At 66.0% G+C, this 19,514-nt stretch carries 18 protein-coding genes and 1 pseudogene; 14 read left to right on the top strand and 5 right to left on the bottom strand.

The genetic code is table 11. The annotated features are described in order from the left end of the window. The first annotated feature begins 97 nt into the window (after positions 1-97). The 5 genes from pruA (at position 98) to WKC72_RS21580 (ending at position 4,468) form a co-directional block, all read left to right on the top strand. Positions 98-1,735, top strand: coding sequence for an L-glutamate gamma-semialdehyde dehydrogenase (pruA, locus tag WKC72_RS21600; protein ID WP_370179070.1), 1,638 nt, complete (start codon positions 98-100; stop codon positions 1,733-1,735). Beyond that, positions 1,735-2,700, top strand: coding sequence for a proline dehydrogenase family protein (locus WKC72_RS21595; protein ID WP_370179068.1), 966 nt, complete (start codon positions 1,735-1,737; stop codon positions 2,698-2,700). Before pruA ends, WKC72_RS21595 begins: the two co-directional genes overlap by 1 nt. A 291-nt stretch (positions 2,701-2,991) precedes the next feature. Beyond that, positions 2,992-3,261, top strand: a complete 270-nt coding sequence (locus WKC72_RS21590; RefSeq protein WP_370179065.1) for a Rho termination factor N-terminal domain-containing protein — start codon at positions 2,992-2,994, stop codon at positions 3,259-3,261. Positions 3,262-3,339: 78 nt separating this feature from the next. Further along, on the top strand, positions 3,340-3,753 hold the full coding sequence (locus tag WKC72_RS21585; RefSeq protein WP_112298844.1) for a VOC family protein: 414 nt from the start codon (positions 3,340-3,342) through the stop codon (positions 3,751-3,753). Between the two features lie 127 nt (positions 3,754-3,880). Next, on the top strand, positions 3,881-4,468 hold the full coding sequence (locus WKC72_RS21580; RefSeq protein WP_037239144.1) for a TIGR03086 family metal-binding protein: 588 nt from the start codon (positions 3,881-3,883) through the stop codon (positions 4,466-4,468). A 370-nt stretch (positions 4,469-4,838) separates the two neighbouring features. Here WKC72_RS21580 and WKC72_RS21575 read toward each other — a convergent pair whose 3' ends face one another. Next, complete coding sequence (locus WKC72_RS21575) at positions 4,839-5,354, bottom strand: NADPH-dependent FMN reductase (protein WP_218027693.1); 516 nt, start codon at positions 5,352-5,354, stop codon at positions 4,839-4,841. A 373-nt stretch (positions 5,355-5,727) separates the two neighbouring features. Between WKC72_RS21575 and WKC72_RS21570 the strand changes: the two genes are divergently transcribed. Both WKC72_RS21570 and WKC72_RS21565 read left to right on the top strand, forming a co-directional pair. Beyond that, entirely contained in the window at positions 5,728-7,203 is a 1,476-nt protein-coding gene (locus tag WKC72_RS21570) for an MFS transporter (RefSeq protein WP_128638460.1), read from the top strand. Between the two features lie 8 nt (positions 7,204-7,211). Next, positions 7,212-7,844, top strand: coding sequence for a TetR/AcrR family transcriptional regulator (locus WKC72_RS21565; RefSeq protein WP_370179058.1), 633 nt, complete (start codon positions 7,212-7,214; stop codon positions 7,842-7,844). A 136-nt stretch (positions 7,845-7,980) separates the two neighbouring features. Here WKC72_RS21565 and WKC72_RS21560 read toward each other — a convergent pair whose 3' ends face one another. Then, the gene (locus WKC72_RS21560) at positions 7,981-8,103 is read right to left on the bottom strand and encodes a hypothetical protein (protein WP_370179055.1); all 123 of its coding nucleotides are present in this window, start codon (positions 8,101-8,103) and stop codon (positions 7,981-7,983) included. 39 nt (positions 8,104-8,142) lie between these two features. Between WKC72_RS21560 and WKC72_RS21555 the strand changes: the two genes are divergently transcribed. Both WKC72_RS21555 and WKC72_RS21550 read left to right on the top strand, forming a co-directional pair. Next, on the top strand, positions 8,143-8,370 hold the full coding sequence (locus tag WKC72_RS21555; protein ID WP_370184444.1) for a hypothetical protein: 228 nt from the start codon (positions 8,143-8,145) through the stop codon (positions 8,368-8,370). 106 nt (positions 8,371-8,476) lie between these two features. Continuing rightward, on the top strand, positions 8,477-8,920 hold the full coding sequence (locus WKC72_RS21550) for a DoxX family protein (protein ID WP_037239065.1): 444 nt from the start codon (positions 8,477-8,479) through the stop codon (positions 8,918-8,920). A 4-nt stretch (positions 8,921-8,924) separates the two neighbouring features. On the opposite strand, the gene WKC72_RS21545 is transcribed toward WKC72_RS21550, so the two are convergent. Both WKC72_RS21545 and WKC72_RS21540 read right to left on the bottom strand, forming a co-directional pair. Continuing rightward, positions 8,925-10,220, bottom strand: coding sequence for a wax ester/triacylglycerol synthase domain-containing protein (locus WKC72_RS21545; protein ID WP_268790458.1), 1,296 nt, complete (start codon positions 10,218-10,220; stop codon positions 8,925-8,927). Positions 10,221-10,346: 126 nt separating this feature from the next. Further along, positions 10,347-11,993, bottom strand: coding sequence for an alpha/beta fold hydrolase (locus tag WKC72_RS21540; protein WP_370179051.1), 1,647 nt, complete (start codon positions 11,991-11,993; stop codon positions 10,347-10,349). Positions 11,994-12,404: 411 nt separating this feature from the next. Between WKC72_RS21540 and WKC72_RS21535 the strand changes: the two genes are divergently transcribed. The 5 genes and pseudogenes from WKC72_RS21535 to WKC72_RS21515 all read left to right on the top strand — a co-directional run bounded on the left by WKC72_RS21535 (position 12,405) and on the right by WKC72_RS21515 (position 18,169). Next, positions 12,405-13,886: a class I adenylate-forming enzyme family protein gene (locus tag WKC72_RS21535; protein WP_370184441.1), complete on the top strand. Its 1,482-nt coding sequence runs from the start codon at positions 12,405-12,407 to the stop codon at positions 13,884-13,886. Between the two features lie 98 nt (positions 13,887-13,984). Then, positions 13,985-15,853 (top strand): DUF3556 domain-containing protein, encoded by a 1,869-nt coding sequence (locus WKC72_RS21530; RefSeq protein WP_128638455.1) that lies wholly within the window; start codon positions 13,985-13,987, stop codon positions 15,851-15,853. Then, the gene (locus WKC72_RS21525; RefSeq protein ID WP_370179047.1) at positions 15,850-17,283 is read left to right on the top strand and encodes a phytoene desaturase family protein; all 1,434 of its coding nucleotides are present in this window, start codon (positions 15,850-15,852) and stop codon (positions 17,281-17,283) included. Before WKC72_RS21530 ends, WKC72_RS21525 begins: the two co-directional genes overlap by 4 nt. Next, positions 17,280-17,837, top strand: a pseudogene (locus WKC72_RS21520) (enoyl-CoA hydratase-related protein); the annotation flags it as partial. The gene WKC72_RS21525 and the pseudogene WKC72_RS21520, both read left to right, overlap by 4 nt. Positions 17,838-18,022: 185 nt before the next feature. Continuing rightward, positions 18,023-18,169, top strand: coding sequence for a hypothetical protein (locus WKC72_RS21515; RefSeq protein WP_235214780.1), 147 nt, complete (start codon positions 18,023-18,025; stop codon positions 18,167-18,169). Here the strand turns inward: WKC72_RS21515 and WKC72_RS21510 are convergent. Then, positions 18,147-19,457, bottom strand: coding sequence for a PucR family transcriptional regulator (locus WKC72_RS21510; RefSeq protein ID WP_370179044.1), 1,311 nt, complete (start codon positions 19,455-19,457; stop codon positions 18,147-18,149). The genes WKC72_RS21515 and WKC72_RS21510 overlap by 23 nt on opposite strands. Positions 19,458-19,514: the final 57 nt, after the last annotated feature.

Here is a 19,514-nt window from a genome sequence, read left to right as displayed (position 1 = left end):
TTGTTCTCCTGGCTCATTATCTGAGCCCTGTTCCGGTGTTGACTACGTCTAGTTCGAGCGGCGGTCCCCTCGCCGCCACACCCCCGTAGGAGGTTCCATGGACGCCGTCACCACCACGCCCCAGCCGATCAACGAGCCGGTGGGCTCCTTCGCACCGGGCAGCGCCGAGCGTGCCCGCCTGCAGGCGAAGCTGGCCGAGCTGGGTTCGAACCCCACCGAGATCCACAACGTCATCGGCGGTGCGCACCGGCGCGGCAACGGCCCCGCGATCGACGTCGTGCAGCCGCACCGGCACGCCGCGGTCCTGGGCACCTTCACCAATGCCGGCGCCCAGGACATCCAGGACGCCGTCACCGCCGCCACCGCCGCCGCCCCGGGCTGGCGGGCGCTGTCGTTCGAGGACCGCGCCGCGGTGTTCCTGCGCGCGGCCGACCTGCTGTCCGGACCGTGGCGTGAAACCCTCGCCGCCGCAACGATGCTCGGCCAGTCCAAGACCGCGTACCAGGCCGAGATCGACACCCCGTGCGAACTGATCGACTTCTGGCGGTTCAACGTCCAGTTCGCCCGGCAGATCCTCGCCGACCAGCCGATCTCCTCCCCCGGCGTGTGGAACAAGCTCGAATACCGCTCCCTCGAGGGCTTCGTCTACGCCATCACCCCGTTCAACTTCACCGCCATCGCCGGCAACCTGCCCACCGCACCCGCCCTGATGGGCAACACCGTGGTGTGGAAGCCGTCGCAGACCCAGGCCGTCGCCGCGTACTGGACGATGAAGCTGCTCGAGGCCGCCGGCCTGCCGCCCGGCGTGATCAACCTCGTCAACGGCGCCGGCGCCGCCGTCTCCGACATCGTTCTCGCCGACCCGCGCCTGGCCGGAATCCACTTCACCGGGTCCACCGCCACCTTCCAGCACCTGTGGCGCCAGGTCGGCAACAACATCTCGAACTACAACAGCTACCCGCGACTGGTCGGCGAAACCGGCGGAAAGGACTTCGTCCTCGCCCACAGCTCCGCCAACCCCGACACCCTCACCACCGCCCTGCTCCGCGGCGCGTTCGACTACCAGGGCCAGAAGTGCTCCGCGGCCTCCCGCGCGTTCGTCCCGAAGTCCGTGTGGGCGAAGATGGGCAACGACTTCATCGAGAAGGCGTCGACGCTGAAATACGGCGATGTCACCGACTTCTCGAACTTCGGTGGCGCCGTCATCGACCAGCGAGCCTTCGACCGCAACGCCGACGCCATCGCCCGCGCCAAGGCCACCCCCAGCCTCACCATCGCCGCCGGCGGCCACGTCGACGACAGCATCGGCTACTTCGTCGACCCCACCGTCCTGCTCGGTGACGACCCCACCGACGAGGCCTTCCGCACCGAATACTTCGGACCGATCCTGTCCGTCCACGTCTACGACGACTCCGCGACCGGATCGTTCGAGAAGGTCCTCGACCTGGTCGACACGGGGTCCGCCTATGCGCTGACCGGGTCGATCATCGCCGACGACCGCACCGCAATCGCCCAGGCCACCGACAACCTGCGATTCGCCGCCGGCAACTTCTACATCAACGACAAGCCCACCGGCGCCGTCGTCGGACAGCAACCCTTCGGAGGAGCCCGTGCGTCGGGCACCAACGACAAGGCCGGCTCCCCGCAGAACCTCCTGCGCTGGGCCTCCGCCCGCACCATCAAGGAAACATTCGTCCCAGCCACCGACCACCACTACCCCCACCAGGACATCTGATGGCACCCTCCGATCTGCTCCGGCCCGCCCTGCTCGCCGCCGCCCGCTCCCCTCGCATGGAACGGACCGTCACCAAGATCCCGGTGACCCGCAACCTGGTCGACCGGTTCGTCGCAGGTGAAACCGAGAATCAGGCCGTTGCCGCGACCACCTCGATTTTGGACTCCGGCCGCTACATCAGCATCGACTATCTCGGCGAAGACACCACCGACCTCGCCCAGGCTTCCGGAACCGTCTCGCACTACCTCACCCTTCTGTCCTCGCTGGCGCAACTGGCCCCGGCCACCGACAACGGCAATGGGCCGCGCAACATCGAGATATCCCTGAAGTTGTCCGCCCTCGGACAGTTCCTGCCCCGCGACGGTCACGACGTGGCACTCGAGAACGCCCACAAGATCTGCACCGCCGCCGACGAAGCCGGCGTCTGGGTCACGGTCGACGCCGAGGACCACACCACCACCGACTCGACCCTGTCGATCGTGCGCGAACTACGTCAGGACTTCCCCACTCTCGGCACTGTGCTGCAGGCCTACCTCAAGCGCACCGAAGCGGACTGCAAGGACCTCTCCGGGCCCGGATCGCGAATCAGGTTGTGCAAGGGTGCATACAAGGAACCGGCATCTGTTGCCTACCAAGGCAAGACCGCGGTCGACGACGCCTACCTGCGGTGCCTGCGGATCCTGATGAACGGCCAGGGCTACCCGATGGTCGCCTCCCACGATCCGGCAATGGTCGACACCGCACTGGCGCAGGCGAAGGCCACGGGTCGCACCACCGACGAGTTCGAGATCCAGATGCTCCACGGCATCCGGGACACCGAACAACTGCGTCTGATCACGCAGCAGCAACACGTGCGGGTTTATCTGCCCTACGGCGAGCAGTGGTACGGCTATTTCATGCGTCGTCTCGCCGAGCGCCCCGCCAATCTGGCATTCTTTCTCAGGTCATTGACCTCGAAGAATTAATCAGGCACGGGACGACGTCGCGGTGCGGCCCTGATTGACCCTCGCGCTCGAACCCTGGTTCGCCCACAGCACCGACAAAATCATCGCCGACGATGACGGTCTTCCCAAAAACCAACCCTGCCGTATCAGCCTTACTCGGCCGGTCGAAATTGCTCTGCCGTCGTTTGGGTTCCCTCTGACACGGGTAGGCGAAGCAAGTGTGCACTCTGCTGAGGAAGGCACAAGCTCGCCGACGACGCCCTGTCACCGATGATGCAGCACCGTCGATTGTGCTGGATGGGAGGACACGAGATGGCACGCAAAGATTCGCAACCCCAACTCAAAGACCGGGAAATGTACGAAGAACTCCGCGAGAAGGGCGATTCCAAGGAGAAGGCGGCACGAATCTCCAACGCCGCGGCCAGTCGTGGTCGCGAGAACGTCGGAAAGTCGGGCGGGAAGTCACCGTCGTATGAGGACTGGACGGTTGACGAGCTCCAGAAACGTGCCAAAGAACTAGGTTTGCAGGGCTATTCGACACTGAACAAGAAGGAACTCATCGACGAGCTCCGCAATCATTAGCCGTGCAGCTGCCCATTTGCGAGCCCACCCGGTCCTGCGCGGCCTCACCAATTGCACACAGGAGGACAGGAGAACATCGTGCTGCTCGATGGGGTCAACCACATTGCCTGGATCTCGAAGGATGCCGCCCGGTTGGGCCGGTTCTACGCCGATGTATTCGACGCCGACGTCGGACCCACACGCACCCACGGCGACGACGGCAAAGAAACGATGACCATCATCCGCATCGGCCCGCACACCGAGTTGAACATCTTCGTGATCGAAGGCAACACCGAGCCTGAGCGCCAAACACCCATGTGGGGACGGGGACGCATCGACCATGTCGGCCTGCAGGCCGCCTCACGCGAAGCATTCGCCACGATTCGGCAACGACTGATCGACAAGGCTGCCAGCGACGGAACCGTCAACGACTTCGGCGCCGTCCAGAGCATCTTCTTCCGCGACCCCGACGGACTCGAAGGGGAAGTACTGATCGCCAAGTCCTCCCAGTAGTACGCCGTGGACGGTGGCCGAAGGTCGACCCCCACGCCGATGACCCAGATTCCGACCTCGATCACTGCAGCCCGTCGTAACGTGGGATCTCCACCGATCTGCCTGACCGACGCGAGGAGTGCTGAAGATGTTCGATCTCCAACCCGCCACCGACGTGATGGCCGCTCTCGTCGAGTCCGTGCGCGACGAGCAACTCACCGCACCGACACCGTGCCCGGAGCTCACCGTCGGTGATCTCCTCGACCACATCGACGGGCTGTCACTCGCGTTCACCGCCGCTGCGACGAAGACCCCGCCGGCCGGGGGCAGCCAGCCGCCCTCCGCCGACGTCGCTCGCCTCGGCACCGACTGGCGCACCCGGCTCCCGCAGCGACTCACCGCTCTCGCCGGAGCCTGGCGTGAGGAGACGGCATGGCACGGGATGACCCAGGCGGGTGGACTCGACCTACCGGCGGACATCGCAGGCGCGGTCGCGGTGGACGAGATCGTCGTGCACGGCTGGGACCTCGCCGTCGCCACCGGCCAGAACTTCCACTGCACACCGGAACTACTCGGCGCCGCATACGGGTTCGCGAAGTCCTCGGCCGACCAGAACCCCCACGGCACACCTGGACTGTTCGGGCCGCCGGTGACCGTTCCAGACTCCGCGCCACTGCTCGAACAACTGCTCGGCCTCACCGGACGCGACCCACAATGGGTTCCCGCCGCCACATAGCGGGTATCGACCCCGAACGCGGCCGCTGCTCGAACTCGGCGATGGCGCCGAGGATCTGAAAGGACACCCGGCACACGTGGCCCGAGCCCGTTCCTCGGTGCTCACTGACGGTTTCCACGTCGTCTCGATCGACATACTTGGACACGGCGACGGCCGCGAAACGCACAGGACCAACGCTGGGTCGCCGAATTCCGCCTGACCGGGGCGGAAGGCAGTCCGTCGTTCGGCCGGATCCTCGCCGGCACAGCGCATCAGTGGCCGAACGCGCCGTCCCGGAATGCCAGGCGACCGTCGACGCCTTGCTGGCCCTGCCCGGATATCGGCGAGCGCAAGCGCAGAGCTCGACGTGAAAGATGAGCTGAGGAATGTGTCATCCCACCTGACTCCAGATCTGTGCCAACGACTGCGCGACGTGTTCGTTCCGGATCTCGCCCTTCCCGTCTACCGCGTCCCGTCCGACCGGTACGGCGATGCATGCCGACCGGAGCAGTCGCGCTCCGACGTAACCCAATACGGTTTCCAGGGTGCTCACCGCACCGTGGCCGCGCCCCGGCGCGGCGACGTTGATCCACGCCACCGGTTTGTCGGTCATCTCGGTTCCACCGACTGTCCAGTCCAACAGGTTCTTGAAGCTGCCCGGCAGTGTGCCTGCGTACTCGGGTGTACAGAACAGCACGATGCCGGCATCCCGTATGAGCTGCCTCAGGGCGAACACTTCGTCGGGAAGCGGATCGTGGTCGTCGTCGGGGTTGAACGCAGGAAGTGTCGACAATCCGCGGTAGATGGTCGTTGTCGCCGTCGGCGGAGCCGATTCGGCGATTGACGCGAGAGCGGCAGCATTGGTCGAGGTCGCTCTGGTGCTCCCTGAGACAAGCAGAATGTTCACGAGGTCGATGTTCGCACGATCAGGAAGATGGATGAACAACTCCACGGCGGGGTTCGATGACTTTCGCAAATGCGTTGCAGCGCAAGCCGTCGAGTCAGCGAACCACATCTCATAATCCTGTTGTATCCGCCCCCGACGGCATCCACCTCGACGTTTTCACGCTCTTCGTTACAGTGCGCAATGCAACAGTGTTGTGAGAGCCGCTGGTTCCGAGCCGACCACGTCCGACGGCCCCGTCGGGTGACGTTTCCTGCACATGATCAGACACCGCCCACCCCGGACGGCCATGACCCACTCGATACAGGCAAGCCTCCGCTTCGAATGATAGATTCCTGGCATGCGGAGTGATCGCTCCGCTTTGTTGGGAGTATTTATGAGACCCGCTTCGCTGCGGACGCACTATCAGCTGACGTTTGCCGTTCTCACTCTGGGTGTAGGCGCCTTTGCGCTTCTGCAGTCACTGGTGATGCCGGTGCTGCCCACCCTCGAGTCGGAGCTGGGCACGACACAAGCCGATGTCACGTGGGTGTTGACTGCCTACCTGCTGTCGGCGTCGATCTTCACCCCGGTCGTGGGACGCCTCGGTGACATGCACGGCAAGAAGCGCCTGTTCGTGGTTGCACTCGTCGCGCTGGCGGTCGGGTCTCTGCTCGCAGCCCTCGCGACGTCGCTGTCGGTGATGATCGCCGCCCGGGTGATCCAGGGAATCGGTGGCGGTGTGCTGCCCTTGGCGTTCGGCATCATCCGCGACGAGTTCCCCGAGGAGAAGGTGGTGGGAGCAGTCGGCATCATCGCCGCTCTCACCGCTGTCGGCGCTGGTCTCGGCATCGTCCTTGCTGGTCCTATCGTGACCGTGCTGAGTTACCACTGGCTCTTTTGGATTCCGCTGATCATGGTCGTCCTGGCCGGGCTGGCCGCGCAGATTCTGGTCCCCGAGTCTCGCGTTCGCACCGCCGGGAGGATCAACTGGCTCACCGCCCTGCTGCTGTCCGGATGGCTCGTCACGTTGTTGCTCGGCGTGAGCAGGGCGCCCGCATGGGGTTGGGATTCTCCGATCGTCATTGGGCTACTGGTGGCTGCCGCGGTCATCGTGGTCACCTGGGTGGCCGCAGAATCGCGATCCGCCAACCCACTGATCGACATGAAGATGATGCGAATCCGCAGTGTCTGGGCCGCCAACCTGTTGGCTCTGCTGATGGGGGTCGGAATGTACGCCGCATTCGGCTTCCTACCGCAGTTTCTGCAGACACCGGTGTCGGCCGGATACGGCTTCGGTGCTTCGGTCACCGAGTCGGGCCTGATGCTGCTGCCCGTGAGCGTGGGAATGTTCCTGCTCGGGCTCGCCTCCGGCCGCCTGGCGGCTCGATTGGGTTCGAAAAACCTGTTGATCGCAGGGTCGATCGTCAGTGCGATCGGCTACTTCGCGGTGGCGCTTCTGCATGAGACCGAAATAGACATCTACGTCGCCATGTCATTGGTCGGGATCGGTTTCGGCCTGGCCTTCTCGGCGATGTCGAACGTTGTCGTCGCAGCGGTGCCACCGGAACAGACCGGTGTCGCGAGCGGCATGAACGCCAACATCCGCACAATCGGCGGCTCGCTGGGCGCTGCCTTCATGGCCAGCATCGTCACCGCCGGGGCGTCCTCCTCGGGGGTCCCGCAGGAATCCGGTTACACGAACGGATTCATCATGCTGGGTGTGGCAGTCGGCCTCGGCGCCGTTGCTGCTCTGTTCATCCCGGCAATGAAGCGGGACAAGATCACGCAACTCGAAGAGTCGACCGAGTTGCGACACCCGGAGCTCGCGATGGTCGCGGGAGGCACGCTGGTAGGCGACGAATCCGAGTGAGGTCCAACGTGAGCAGTCAGGCAGACGGCAAGGCACTGCGTCGCGACGCCGCGGAGAATCGGCAGCGGTTACTCGACGCGGCAGCGACCGTGTTCAGTGCGCGTGGCCTGGATGTGGGTGTCGACGAGATCGCACGGGTCGCCGGCGTCGGCATCGGCACCCTCTACCGGAGGTTCCCCACCAAGGATGCGCTGATCAGTGAGCTCGTTCGACAGGTGCTCGAAGAGTTCGTCGCCCTGGCCAATGAGGCGCTTTCCGCGCCGGATGGTGCGGGCCTGGAGCAGATGCTCTACGGCAGCGGGACACTCCTGGCCTCGAACCGCGGGTGTTTGTCTCGCATGTGGAGCGACGACGAGACCACGATCCTGAGGGACGAGTATCGACGGATCCTGTTCGAGCTCTTGGCGCGAGCCAAGCAGCACGGCCGCATCCGCGAGGATGCCACCGACGCCGACCTGGATCTCATCTTCTGGTCCGTACGCGGCGTCATCGCGACAACACGCGGGGTTACCGACACAGGTTGGCGTCGGATCATGGCAGTGATGATCGCGGGATTGCGACCCGGCGCGGACAATCTCGACGCGATCCCGATGAGCGCCCAGCACGTCGCGCAAATCATGGACCAATTGTGGGCTCGATAGGTGAGTGGGCGCCGTTGCGTTCCCGCCACCACTGCGGCGCATCGACGAAGTGGTCCGGCCATCCTGCTCGGTGCGGACGGATACACCCCATTCGGTGGAGTTGTCGGTCATCCGCATTCTCGTCATGTCGTTTCGGTCAGACGGACAGCAGGACAACGGCTACGATCAGTGCTGGTGCCGTAGCCCCGTAGATCGCGAACGCCGCCTTCCGGTCGCCACCGTTCGACAGCACGATCCACGTCTCGCCCAGCGGGATCACGGCCGGTAGAGTTGGTCGCGGGCCGCGAAGGCGAAGACGATCGTCGATTGCGCCCGCGACATCGCCGAAAACGACGGTCGGGCCGCCGTCACGACTCGTCGTCTCGCCAACGAGATCGAATACAGCCCACCCGTGCTCTACAGCCACTTTCCGGACTGCAGAGACGGCATCGTCAGCGCGGTCGCGCTCATCGGCTTCCGAGACTTCACGTACGTCATGCTCCGCCGCGGTGAGTTTTCCCGCCGCCTCTGGTCTGTACAGGTATGAGTCGACACGAAGCGTGCGGGAGCGGCCACCGTGTCCGCCGTGCGCCGACGGGCAGGTGCCACAGGCCAGCGGTGTACAGCTTCATGAACAGCAAGGAGAAAGTCTCATGACATCGACACCACCCTCCACGGGAGCCTCCAACGCGACACCGGCGCCGACGGACGGAACCACGAAGAAGACCCGAGTCGCCGGACTTGTCGTCAGCGTTCTCGTGGTGCTGTTCCTCCTGTTCGACTCGCTCATCCACATCGCGAACACCCAAATGGTGCGCGAGGCGATGGCCGATCTGGGTTTTGCCGAGAATCTCAACCGTGTCATCGGGGTGGTTCTGTTGGTGTGCCTGATTCTCTACCTCGTGCCCGCTACGTCGATCCTCGGTGCCGTACTGCTGACCGGATACCTCGGTGGAGCGGTCGCCACCAACATGCTCACCGAGCAGCCGATCATCAGCACCACCCTGTTCCCGATCTACGTCGGCATCTTCGTGTGGGGCGGGCTGTACCTGCGTGACGCGCGGGTGCGATCGATCATGCCCGTCCGGCGCACCTGATCACCTACCTGCATCCGGAGGCGTCTCGCAATTCGGCGTATGAATCTTCCATCGCCTCCGCCAGCCGGGCAACGTCGGGCAGCGCCTCGGGGTCGGTGCAGAGCCCGATACCGACGATCCCGGCGCAGGAGATCGCCGAGATCCGCAGTGCGTGGTGAGCGGCGGGTTCCGACGAGGAGAAGAGTCGCTCGACCCGGCGTCCGGAAACGCTGACCGGCACGCGCGGACCGGGGACGTTCGAGATCGACAGGCTGAACTCGCGCGCGCTGCCGGCGAGTCGCTGTGCGGCTTCCTCGACGCGCTTCACGCGGCCGAGTGCATGGAAAAGGTCGAAGAGCTCTCCGGCATCGTCGAGCAGTTTGCGCTTGCTGGTCTCGGCGTTGATCCGGTCGAGTCGGGTGAGCGGATCCGCCTCGCCCAGAGGGAGATCGACGTTCATGAAGGAATCACGGTTTCCGAGCTCACCCGCTCCCTCATCCCGGTGGTGAAGGCTGACCGGAACTTGAGCTCGAAGATGCGGGAGCGCCGCCTCGCCGGCGCCGAGCCAGCTGCGCAGGCCGCCGGCGACGATCGCGAGGAGCACGTCGTTGACAGTTGCGCGGGTGGGACGCGAGGCGCCGATTGCCTTCAGCTCCGGGAGCGGGGCGACGGTGAAGGCAAGCTCGCGGGCGGCACTGATCGGGCGGTCGAAGGGCGAGCGTGAGCCGCGATGGCCGAGCTCACGATGCACAGCCGCGGGCATCCGCAGTGCCTCGTCGACCCGCGAATGCTGCGGCGAAGCGGCGCGAAGGCCGGGTCGCTTTCCTCGCGGGGGCGGCTCGAGGTGTGGATCCCAGAGCACGTCGTCCAGGAAGCGAACCGCGCTGATCCCGTCGGCCATCGCGTGATGGATCCGGGCCGCGATCGCTTCGCGCCCGTCGCCGAGTGGGCCGATCAGATCGAACGTCCACAGTGGACGCTCGTGATCGAGGTGCTCGGACATCAGCTTGCTGACGACCTGCCACAGATCGCCGCGCGAGGCGCACCCGGGCCCTTCCCGGCGCCGGACGTGGTCGCTGATCTCGAACGCGGTCGCCTCGACCCAGCGCGGCTCCGGTCCCGAGGTGTCGATCCGCTGCATCGCCCGCGGCTGGCTCGAAAGCCGCTCCGCCACCGCGGTTCGCAGGGTCTCGAGGTCGAGCGGACCCGAGCCCGGCTCGAGAACGACGAGCTTGAGCGTGTGGCCGGTTATCACCGCCGATTCGAGCCCCAGGATGGTCGCATCGTCGGCGGAGAGCCGATCAGGATCCTCGCGGGTCACCTGGGCAAGTCTATTCGGGTGTGCACCTATCGGAACCCGGAATGCCGGTCTCGTAGCCCGGCATGGCCGCCGCCACCTGGCCGGCGGTGCGCTTGTCGCCGGTCGCGGCGGGGAACCAGACGGGTGTCACAACGGTGCGGTGATCGGTGCTTCGGGGGCGTGCGTGACGGTGGTGTGTCCATCCTCGAGGTACTCGGTGACGGCCTGGTCGATGACGGTGTTTCCACCCTGGATCCCCGCACCGTGATCGCCTCCGTCGACGGTGACGAGGTGCGCCCCCATGTCGCGGGCCAGTTGGACTCCGCCCTGATAGGGGGTCTGGGGGTCGCGCATCCCCTGCAGGACGAGCGGCGCCGTCGCCAGTCCCCGATTGCTCAATGCGGGCAGCGCGGCGACGGGCGGCGCACCGGCACACGCGGGTCCGGCGCTGTAGCTGTACCCGATGAGGTCGAAGAGATCTCCGGTGACGAATGTGGAGAAGAGCCATCCCGGGATGCGGTCCGGCCGGGCCGCCACACTGTTCTCGTTGCACAGGACGAGTGTCTGCATCATCTGGGACTGGGCGATCCGCTCGTACTCCTGCTCCGTCAGGTCGTCCATCGCGGTACCGTCGGGAATCGCGTCCGGGCCGTCGCGGATCACCCGGGCCATGAGCGGCCAACTGTTCCGGGCGGGAAGCACCTGGCGCGTCATCACGTAGATGCCGGACGACATCTGGGTGCGCGACGGGTCGGCGAGGCTACGAACGAAGGCCTCGAACTGAACGCGTGCCGGTCCGGTGAGATCGACCCCGCCGCGGTAGGCATCCGCAAGGGCTTCCAGGCCGGGCGGTACGTCACCGACCTGGGCGGGTGGCGGCGCGAGCGTCGGGTTCCCGCCGGCCTCCTCGACGATCCGGTCCGACCACCGCTGATACACCTTCAGTGGCGTGTCACCGAGCCCGTAGGTGTCGTCGTGGGCGGAGACCCAGTTCATGAGGTCGTAGAAGCGATCCTTGTAGCCGTCGTTCTGCTGCCACAGCACGTCGTTCCACAGCCAGTTCTGGTCGACCGCGGAATCGAGGACCATGCGACCGGTGTGCTGTGGGAAGACCGTCGCGTAGGTGGATCCGAGGATCGTGCCGTAAGAGAGGCCGTAGATGTCGATGACCTCCTCGCCGAGTGCGAGCCTGACCTGCTCCCAGTCCTTCGCGGTGTTCTCGGTCGTCAGGTGCGCCGTGCTGCCCGGTGCAGCAGACTCGCAGGCGGTACGGATCGCGGCACCACCGAACCCGAGGCTCATCGCCGTCGTGTGTTCGGGGGCCAGCACACACTCGACGGCGCCGGCATAGGGAAGCCCGCGCGGTTGGACACCGATCACATCCCACTGTGCGCGGACCGCGTCGGGCAGGATCTCGACGAACATGCTGTTCGAGCCGATCGCGTCGCCGCCGGGCCCACCGGGATTGGTGAACAGCACGCCACGGCGCGAGCCGGGATCCTCGGCGCGATGGCGGGTGACGAGTACGTCGATCGTGCCGGCGGCGGGGTCCGCGTAGTTACGGGGAACGGTGACCGAGGCGCACTGATCGGATGCCGGATCAAGCTCGTATTCGGCCGGGCAGGACTCCCAGCGAAGGCCGGCACTCGGTGCCGGTTGCGCGGTGGCGAGCGGTACCGCCCCCACGGCGACTGTGGCGGTGAGGCCGCCAACGAGGGCGACAAATCGTGTACGCCGTGAGTACCTCGCGCCCGCGCGCTGCCTCGAGTCCAAGTGCCCGTCGATCCCCGACATACTTTCGCGGTCCCCCTCGTCGTCCCGTGTCGTGAGGACAGTGGCGCCTGGGCCGCTCCGCGGCCAGTGCGCTCGCTATCGCTCAGCACCCAGTGTCTCAGACGCACCATCGCGTCGACCGGCAACCCTGTCGTCGTGCGAGCTCAAATGCGGTGTTCGAGGCGCCTTCCGGCGTGAAAGCCATTGTCGAGGATCGACGACATCGCCACCAGCCGCCGCCGCCGGCCGTCGGCCGTTGCCGTCACCTTCGAGGATCGGGGTCCGTCATTTCTCGTCTGTTTCGATCCCGGAGGGTTCACTGTCCGCCGCGGACAAACGCTGGGGCGAACTCGAGCCCCGCGGAATATGTCGGACCACACCTCCCGCGCTTAGTGTCATGGATCACACGGCGAAGTGAAGGGGATCGAAACAGTGTCCGACATCGGCTATTTCACCTGGGACCTCGCGACGACACACGGTGACGCACCGTGCCTGCGCGACGACCACATCGACCTCACGTACCGGCAGTTCGCCGATCGTGTGGATGCGTTCGCGACACAACTGAGCGAACACGGGGTCGGCAAGGGTGACGTCGTCGCGGTGATGCTGCCGAACCGGGTGGAACTGCTCGTCGTCCTGATGGCGGCCTGGCGGCTCGGTGCGGCCGCGACACCCGTCAACCCCTCCTTCACCGCCGTCGAAGCGGAGAACCAGATCACCGACGCCGACGCCGCCCTCGTCGTGAACGAGGGATCGGACGCCCCGACCGCCGGTCGTCCCTCGATCGCGGTCGACGAGATGATCGGGTCCCAGCCTTCGGGCCCGACCCCGGGCTTTCGCCCGGCGGGGAGCGACGTCGCATTACTGATCTACACGTCGGGGTCGACGGGGCGACCCAAGGGCGTCATGCTCACCCACGAAAACCTGCATTTCATGAGTTCTTCTTTGGCCGAGCATCTTTCACTGACCACCGACGACCACTGCCTACTCATCCTGCCGCTGTTCCACGTCAACGCGATCTGCGTCAGCTTTCTCGCGCCGATGCTGGCGGGAGGGCAACTGAGCGTCACCGGACGGTTCTCCCCGGCCCGATTCTTCGACGATGTCGCCCGGTTGCGGCCGACCTACTTCTCCGCGGTCCCGACGATCTATGCGCTGCTCGCCTCGCAACCCGACGAGATTGTCGCCGACACGTCCTCGTTGCGGTTCGCCGTATGCGGCGCCGCGCCGATCTCCAAGGAACTGCTCGACCGCGCCGAACATCGCTTCGGCCTGGTGATTGTCGAAGGGTACGGGCTCACCGAGGGCACCTGCGCATCGGCGTGCAATCCGCCTGCCGACGTCCGCAAACCGGGTTCCGTGGGACCCGCACTGCCGGGACAGACTCTCGCGATCATGGACGATTCCGGCGCCCTGCTCCCACCGGGAGCGATCGGCGAGGTCGTCGTCCGCGGCGCCAACGTGATGCACGGCTATCTGGGGCGTCCCGAGGAGACCGACCGGACCATTGTCGACGGCTGGCTCCACACGGGCGACGTCGGCCGACTCGACGAGGACGGCTACCTCACCCTCGTCGACCGCATCAAGGACATGATCATCCGCGGCGGAGAGAACATCTACCCCAAGGAGATCGAAAACGCACTCGCCACCCACGACGGAGTCCTCGAGGCGGCCGTGGTCGGAGCGCCCCACGAGGTGTACGGCGAGGTTCCCGTCGCGTATGTCGTCGCCTATCCCGAAAGCCCAGTTACCGAGGGCGAGCTCATCGAACACCTCCGCGGCCGGCTCACGAAGGTGAAACTGCCCGCAGCCGTCCACGTCGTCGGCGCCTTGCCCCGCAACCCCGTCGGCAAGATCGACAAGCCGGGGCTCCGTAGCCGTCACCGACAGCAACCCCTCGCCACAGGCGGATGAGCAACCGGCTCTAGCCGCCACCACAACGAACATCGCAACTCGGGACGCCCCCGAGGCGATGACCCCTACCCTCCGCCCGCCCTATCCAGGAGCATCCGATGGGATTCAAAACCGGGAACTTTCCCGAAGTAGACCCCGCAACATTCCTCGATCGCCCCTTCTTCGACCGGATCCGAGCCATGTCGACCCACTGGGTCGACTACGGCTTCGGCACCCCGAAGATGGTGCACACCATCTACATTCTGAAACTGCTCGTTCTCTACCTCGCCGCCGGACTGTCGATTGCGACGTTCACGTCCGGATACAACGTGCTCGACGTCGGCGCGTGGTGGAAGGCACCGATCGTGTACCAGAAGCTCATCCTGTGGACACTGCTGGTCGAGACCGTCGGTCTGGGCGGTTCGTGGGGTCCGCTCGCCGGCCACTTCAAGCCGATGATGGGCGGCGCCCTGTTCTGGCTCCGGCCCGGCACCATCCGCCTGCCACCCTGGCCGGGGAAGGTGCCGCTGACATCCGGTGACACTCGCACCATCTTCGATGTTCTCGTCTACGCCGCAATCTTGGTCGACATCGTCCTCGCGCTCGGATTCGCCGGCGTGCACACACCGTCTGTCGACGCGGCACTGCCCGGCAACCACGGCCTGGTGAACCCCACCCTTCTGTTGCCGCTGATCGCACTGCTGGTCGTGATCGGCCTGCGCGACAAGGTCATCTTCATCGCTGCCCGAGGCGAGCAGTACTTCCCGGCCGTCGTCTTCTTCGGTGTCCTTCCGTTCGTGGACATGATCGTCGCGCTCAAGCTGCTCATCGTGTCGGTGTGGGTCGGCGCCGGCATCTCGAAACTCGGCCACCACTTCTCGATGGTCGTGCCGCCGATGCTGTCCAACACCCCCTGGTTGCCGTCGAAGACGATCAAGCGCGCCCACTACCGCAGCTTCCCGAACGACTTGCGGCCGTCCATCGTCGCCGGCGGCGTCGCCCACGTTCTGGGCACCGTCGTCGAGGTGGTCACGCCACTGGTGTTGCTGTTCACCACGAATGGCACCACCACCCTGCTCGCGGTTGCGTTGATGGTGGCATTCCACCTGTTCATCCTGTCCACCTTCCCGCTCGCAGTACCCCTCGAATGGAACCTGCTGTTCGCGTACGCGGCAGTCTTCCTGTTCCTCGGGTTCCCGAACGCCGCCGGCTTCGGGCTGGGGGATTTTTCCTCACCGCTCCTGCTCGCTGCGATCGTCGCCGCGCTGGTGTTCTTCCCGATCCTCGGCAATCTGCGCCCCGATCTCGTGTCGTTCCTGCCCTCGATGCGTCAGTACGCAGGCAATTGGGCGTCGGCAACCTGGGCGTTCGCCCCGGGTGCGGAGGACAAGCTCGACGAGTTCATCATCCGTCCCACCAAGAACACCCGCACCCAGTTGCTGGCGACCTACCCGCCCGCGGTGGCCGACGTGGTGATGCACCAGTTGCTCGGCTGGCGGTCGATGCACAGCCAGGGCCGCGCCCTGTTGTCGCTGATGAGCCGCCATCTCGGGGACGACATCGACACCTACTCGCTGCGTGAGGCGGAGTTCAGCTGCAACTCGCTGGTGGCCTTCAACTTCGGTGACGGCCACCTGCACAACGAGTTCCTAATCGCCGCACTCCAGCGGCGCTGCAACTTCGCGCCCGGCGAGTTCGTCGTCGCCTGGATCGAATCGCAGCCCATCCACAAGGGCATCCAGGAGTACAAGGTGATCGACGCGGCCCTCGGTGTCATCGAGCGGGGAACGTACAAGGTGTCCGATGCCATCGCCGAGCAGCCGTGGCTGCCGAACGGTCCCATTCCGTTCGATGTGCAGTGGACGTTGGACATCGACGCCGATCGGGCGATCACCGATCCCGGCTCACTGTCGGAACCGAGGATGCGCAGCAAGCACGCCACCAATTCGTCACTCCATGGTGACGAGGGCAGCGGAGTGCGGCGGTGACCACGGCAGTCGTCGTCGGCAGCGGGCCCAACGGGCTCGCTGCCGCGGTCCACCTCGCCCGGCACGGCGTCGACGTCCAGGTCCTCGAGGCCGCCGACACCATCGGCGGCGGCACCCGCTCCGGCGAACTCACCGTCCCCGGCCTGCTGCACGACGAGTGCTCGGCGTTCCACCCGATGGGCGCCGGATCGCCGTATCTGCAGACCCTCGACCTCGGCCGGTACGGCTTGACGTGGAAGTGGCCGGAGATCGACTGCGCGCACCCCCTCGACTCCGGTGAGGCGGGGTTGCTGCACCGGTCGGTCGCGGCCACCGCCGCCGGACTCGGCGAGGACGGCGGGCGCTGGCAGCGCATGTTCGGCGGACTCGCCGACGGCTTCGACGACCTCGCCGCCGACCTGATGCGTCCGATCGCGAACGTGCCCCGGCACCCGCTGAAGCTCGCGAGCTTCGGGCCCCGAGCCCTCCTGCCTGCCGCCGTGACGGCCCGCTGGTGGCGCACCGACAAGGCCCGCGCACTGTTCGGCGGTGCCGCCGCGCACGCCTATTACCGCTTGGACCGGCCCACGACATCGGCGGTCGGCATGATGATCATCGCCGCCGGTCACCGATACGGGTGGCCGGTCGCCGAGGGCGGATCGCAGTCGATCACCGGTGCACTGGCGGCCATGCTCACCGACCGGGGTGGCAAGATCACGACCGGTGTCCACGTCCGCGAGTGGAACGAACTCCCGACCGCCGACGTCGTCCTGCTGGACGTCGCGCCGTCCGCCGCGCTCGGCATCCTGGGCGCTCGCCTGCCCGACCGGGTGGCCCGCGCGTACCGGCGGTTCAAGCACGCGCCCGCCGCGTTCAAGGTCGACTTCGCGATCGAGGGCGGGGTACCGTGGACCGATCCCGAATGCGGACGCGCCGGGACCGTCCATCTGGGTGGCACTTTCGCCGAGATCGCGGCCGCCGAACGCGACGTCGCATCCGGGCGGATGCCGCAGCGGCCGTTCGTCCTCGTCGGCCAGCAGTATGTCGCCGACCCCAGTCGTTCGAACGGCGATCTGCATCCGCTGTACGCGTACGCCCATGTCCCGCACGGCTACACGGGAGACGCGACGGAGGCGATCACCGCGCAGATCGAACGATTCGCGCCCGGGTTCCGGGATCGGATCGTCGCCACGGTCAGCAGCGGACCGGCGCGACTGGCCGCGTCGAATCCCAATTACATCGGCGGTGACATCATCGGCGGCGCCAACACCGAGACTCAGGTGGTGCTGCGGCCGCGCATCGCCCTCGACCCGTACAGCACCGGCGTTCCGGGAACCTATCTGTGCTCGGCCTCCACGCCGCCGGGCGCCGGCGCCCATGGGATGAGCGGATTCAATGCCGCCCAATCCGCACTGCGTTACCTGCGCAGACACGGTGGTGATGTGCTGTGACGGTGGAAGAGTCCGAGAAAAGGGATCGCCGTGGTGCGGCTTTTCTCGAGCGGCACGGTCCGCTCGCAGTGATCACTCTCAATCGTCCCGAGGTCCGCAACGTCGTCGACTCGGCCGTCTCCGCCGCGGTCGGCGCGGCGATGGAGACGTTGGCCGCCTCTCCCGACCTTCGGGTCGGCATCATCACAGGAGCAGGAGACACCTTCTGTGCTGGTGCGGATCTGGCCGCATTGACTGCCGGGCACCGCATCGACGCGCCCGGACACCCGGGGTGGGGGTTCGCCGGCTTCGTCGGGCATGACGTGGGCAAACCGCTCATTGCAGCCGTGAACGGTTCGGCCTCGGGTGGAGGACTCGATCTCATCTTGGCGTGTGACGCCGCCATCGTCAGTTCTCACGCCTCTCTCGGGTCCCGGGAAATGGGACGATATGCGGACGGGGATCCCGACTCTGTAGGACTCGGCCGCCGAGTCCGGGCCAGGGCGGTGTTCCCTCGCGACCCGCTCGAGCCGGAGACGGCACTGCGATGCGGAATGATCGACAGGGTCGTCCATCCACATGAAGTACTGCCGGAGGCCATGCGGCTGGCGCGTGCGCTCGCAACGACACCTCCACCCCTGGATGGGATCGGCGCAGCGGTCATGCGTCGTCGCGCCGGCAGGAACACCTCCCGGCACCGCAGCGATCCTGTGGTGCCGGGCCCGCCGCCCACCCCACGACGAAGACGAACCGAGGAATCATGCTGGAACGAGTGTACGCAGCCCTACTGGCCGCAGCCGGACTGTCATTCGGCGACTACATCGCCCTCGAGGACGCGGTGAGCGATCCAGACGAACTGCCGCGGACCGTCACCGACCCCGCCATCATCGCCCACCCCCACCTTTGACCGTCGGCTCACCCTTTGCCCGATCCGGTGTCAGGACCACCGGTCCCAGCCATTGGCACACGAGCAGGGCGAGTTCGACGGCCAGGCGATCCCCGGTGAAGTCTTCCCCTCGTTCCTCCGCGGCCCGCTTCACCCGATATTTGACCGAATTGTAGTGCAGATCCAGCTTTTTCGAAGCAGCGACGTTACTGAGGTTGCTTGCGAGGTAGACCTGCACGGTCTCACGTAGGCGGGCCGCGTTCTCATTGTCCACCGCCAGGCCGCGCAAGACGCTGCGCACCCACGTCCGGGTGGCCGCAAGGTCCTCTATCAGCAGTGCGACCGTCGACACTCCTGGGTCGTCGTACGCGGTCACGACGGGGGCATTCTTTCCTGCAGCGATAGCGAGCGCTCGTGCGCGTTGAGCACGCGTGTGCGACTGCCGAAATCCTTCCGGGCCGTTGGTGACCCCGCCGACCGCCATGACCAGCCCCGGATGGCGGGCCTCGAGGAACTCGCGCAGTTCGCCGTAACTTCGCCGGGGAGCCGAGCGCGTACCGAGTGGGACCCATACCCATCCGGTGACGCGGTCGGCCGCAACGAACAACGGATCGGTCGCTGCGCCCATGAACCCTGAGAAGTCGTGTGCCGCCGACTCGATTCTGGCCAGCATGTCTCCCGAACCGGTATCGGGAACCCAGATGATGGCCGCCAGGTGATTCTGATGCAGCACATAGTTGAGGGCGGCGCTGGCCCCGGCGTCCGGGTGTTCGTTGCCCGCCAGGATTTCCTGGACTCGGACGGCACGAACGCTGCTCTGGTGGGCCAGCCACCGTTCGCGTTCACGCTCGTAGACTTCGACCACCTGCTGCGACACCCTGTCGATGTACACCGACATCACCGTGATGATGCGCTCGAGCACCGGAACACCCAGCTCCGGCTCGACCGCTTCCCCACCCAGCTCGTCGAACACCAGCTCGAGAAGATTGGTCTGTCCGAGTCGGTAGGCGCGCACGAGCGCGTTCACGGGAACCCCTTGCTGAGCAAGACGTCTCGCGTATTCCATCGCGGCAGCCGGCGCTTCCAGATTTTCCGGTGCGATGTTGTGCTGCAGCGTGTGGAAGATGGTGTCGAGGTTTCCTTCGACACTCGCACCGAGCAGGTCGAACAGCTGCCGATCGGCACGCAGATCGGGAATCTCGCTGTACAGAACATCCGTGATATCGGCCGTCAACGTCACCAACCGCTGGTTGAGCGAGCCCGCGATCCGTGCGACCAACAGCGCGGCGCGCTCGTCGTGTGAAGCCATGCGAAGACAATAGAGCAGTCGACACCCCAGCATGACGATTTATCCAGAACGTCATGC

The sequence above is a fragment of the Rhodococcus wratislaviensis genome, from assembly GCF_041228765.1.
Taxonomy (GTDB): Bacteria; Actinomycetota; Actinomycetes; order Mycobacteriales; family Mycobacteriaceae; genus Rhodococcus_F; species Rhodococcus_F wratislaviensis.
The sequence above is the reverse complement of the archived record's forward strand: the minus strand, read 5'-3'. Positions and strand labels throughout refer to the sequence as shown.

What these genes read in the sequence shown, in the direction of transcription:
- WKC72_RS21540 (WP_370179051.1), bottom strand. Translation starts at nt 11,993, where the DNA reads ATGTCGGGGATCGACGGGCACTTGGACTCGAGGCAGCGCGCGGGCGCG.
- WKC72_RS21510 (WP_370179044.1), bottom strand. Translation starts at nt 19,457, where the DNA reads ATGGCTTCACACGACGAGCGCGCCGCGCTGTTGGTCGCACGGATCGCG.
- WKC72_RS21530 (WP_128638455.1), top strand. Translation starts at nt 13,985, where the DNA reads ATGGGATTCAAAACCGGGAACTTTCCCGAAGTAGACCCCGCAACATTC.
- pruA (WP_370179070.1), top strand. Translation starts at nt 98, where the DNA reads ATGGACGCCGTCACCACCACGCCCCAGCCGATCAACGAGCCGGTGGGC.
- WKC72_RS21515 (WP_235214780.1), top strand. Translation starts at nt 18,023, where the DNA reads ATGCTGGAACGAGTGTACGCAGCCCTACTGGCCGCAGCCGGACTGTCA.
- WKC72_RS21595 (WP_370179068.1), top strand. Translation starts at nt 1,735, where the DNA reads ATGGCACCCTCCGATCTGCTCCGGCCCGCCCTGCTCGCCGCCGCCCGC.
- WKC72_RS21580 (WP_037239144.1), top strand. Translation starts at nt 3,881, where the DNA reads ATGTTCGATCTCCAACCCGCCACCGACGTGATGGCCGCTCTCGTCGAG.
- WKC72_RS21590 (WP_370179065.1), top strand. Translation starts at nt 2,992, where the DNA reads ATGGCACGCAAAGATTCGCAACCCCAACTCAAAGACCGGGAAATGTAC.
- WKC72_RS21550 (WP_037239065.1), top strand. Translation starts at nt 8,477, where the DNA reads ATGACATCGACACCACCCTCCACGGGAGCCTCCAACGCGACACCGGCG.
- WKC72_RS21570 (WP_128638460.1), top strand. Translation starts at nt 5,728, where the DNA reads ATGAGACCCGCTTCGCTGCGGACGCACTATCAGCTGACGTTTGCCGTT.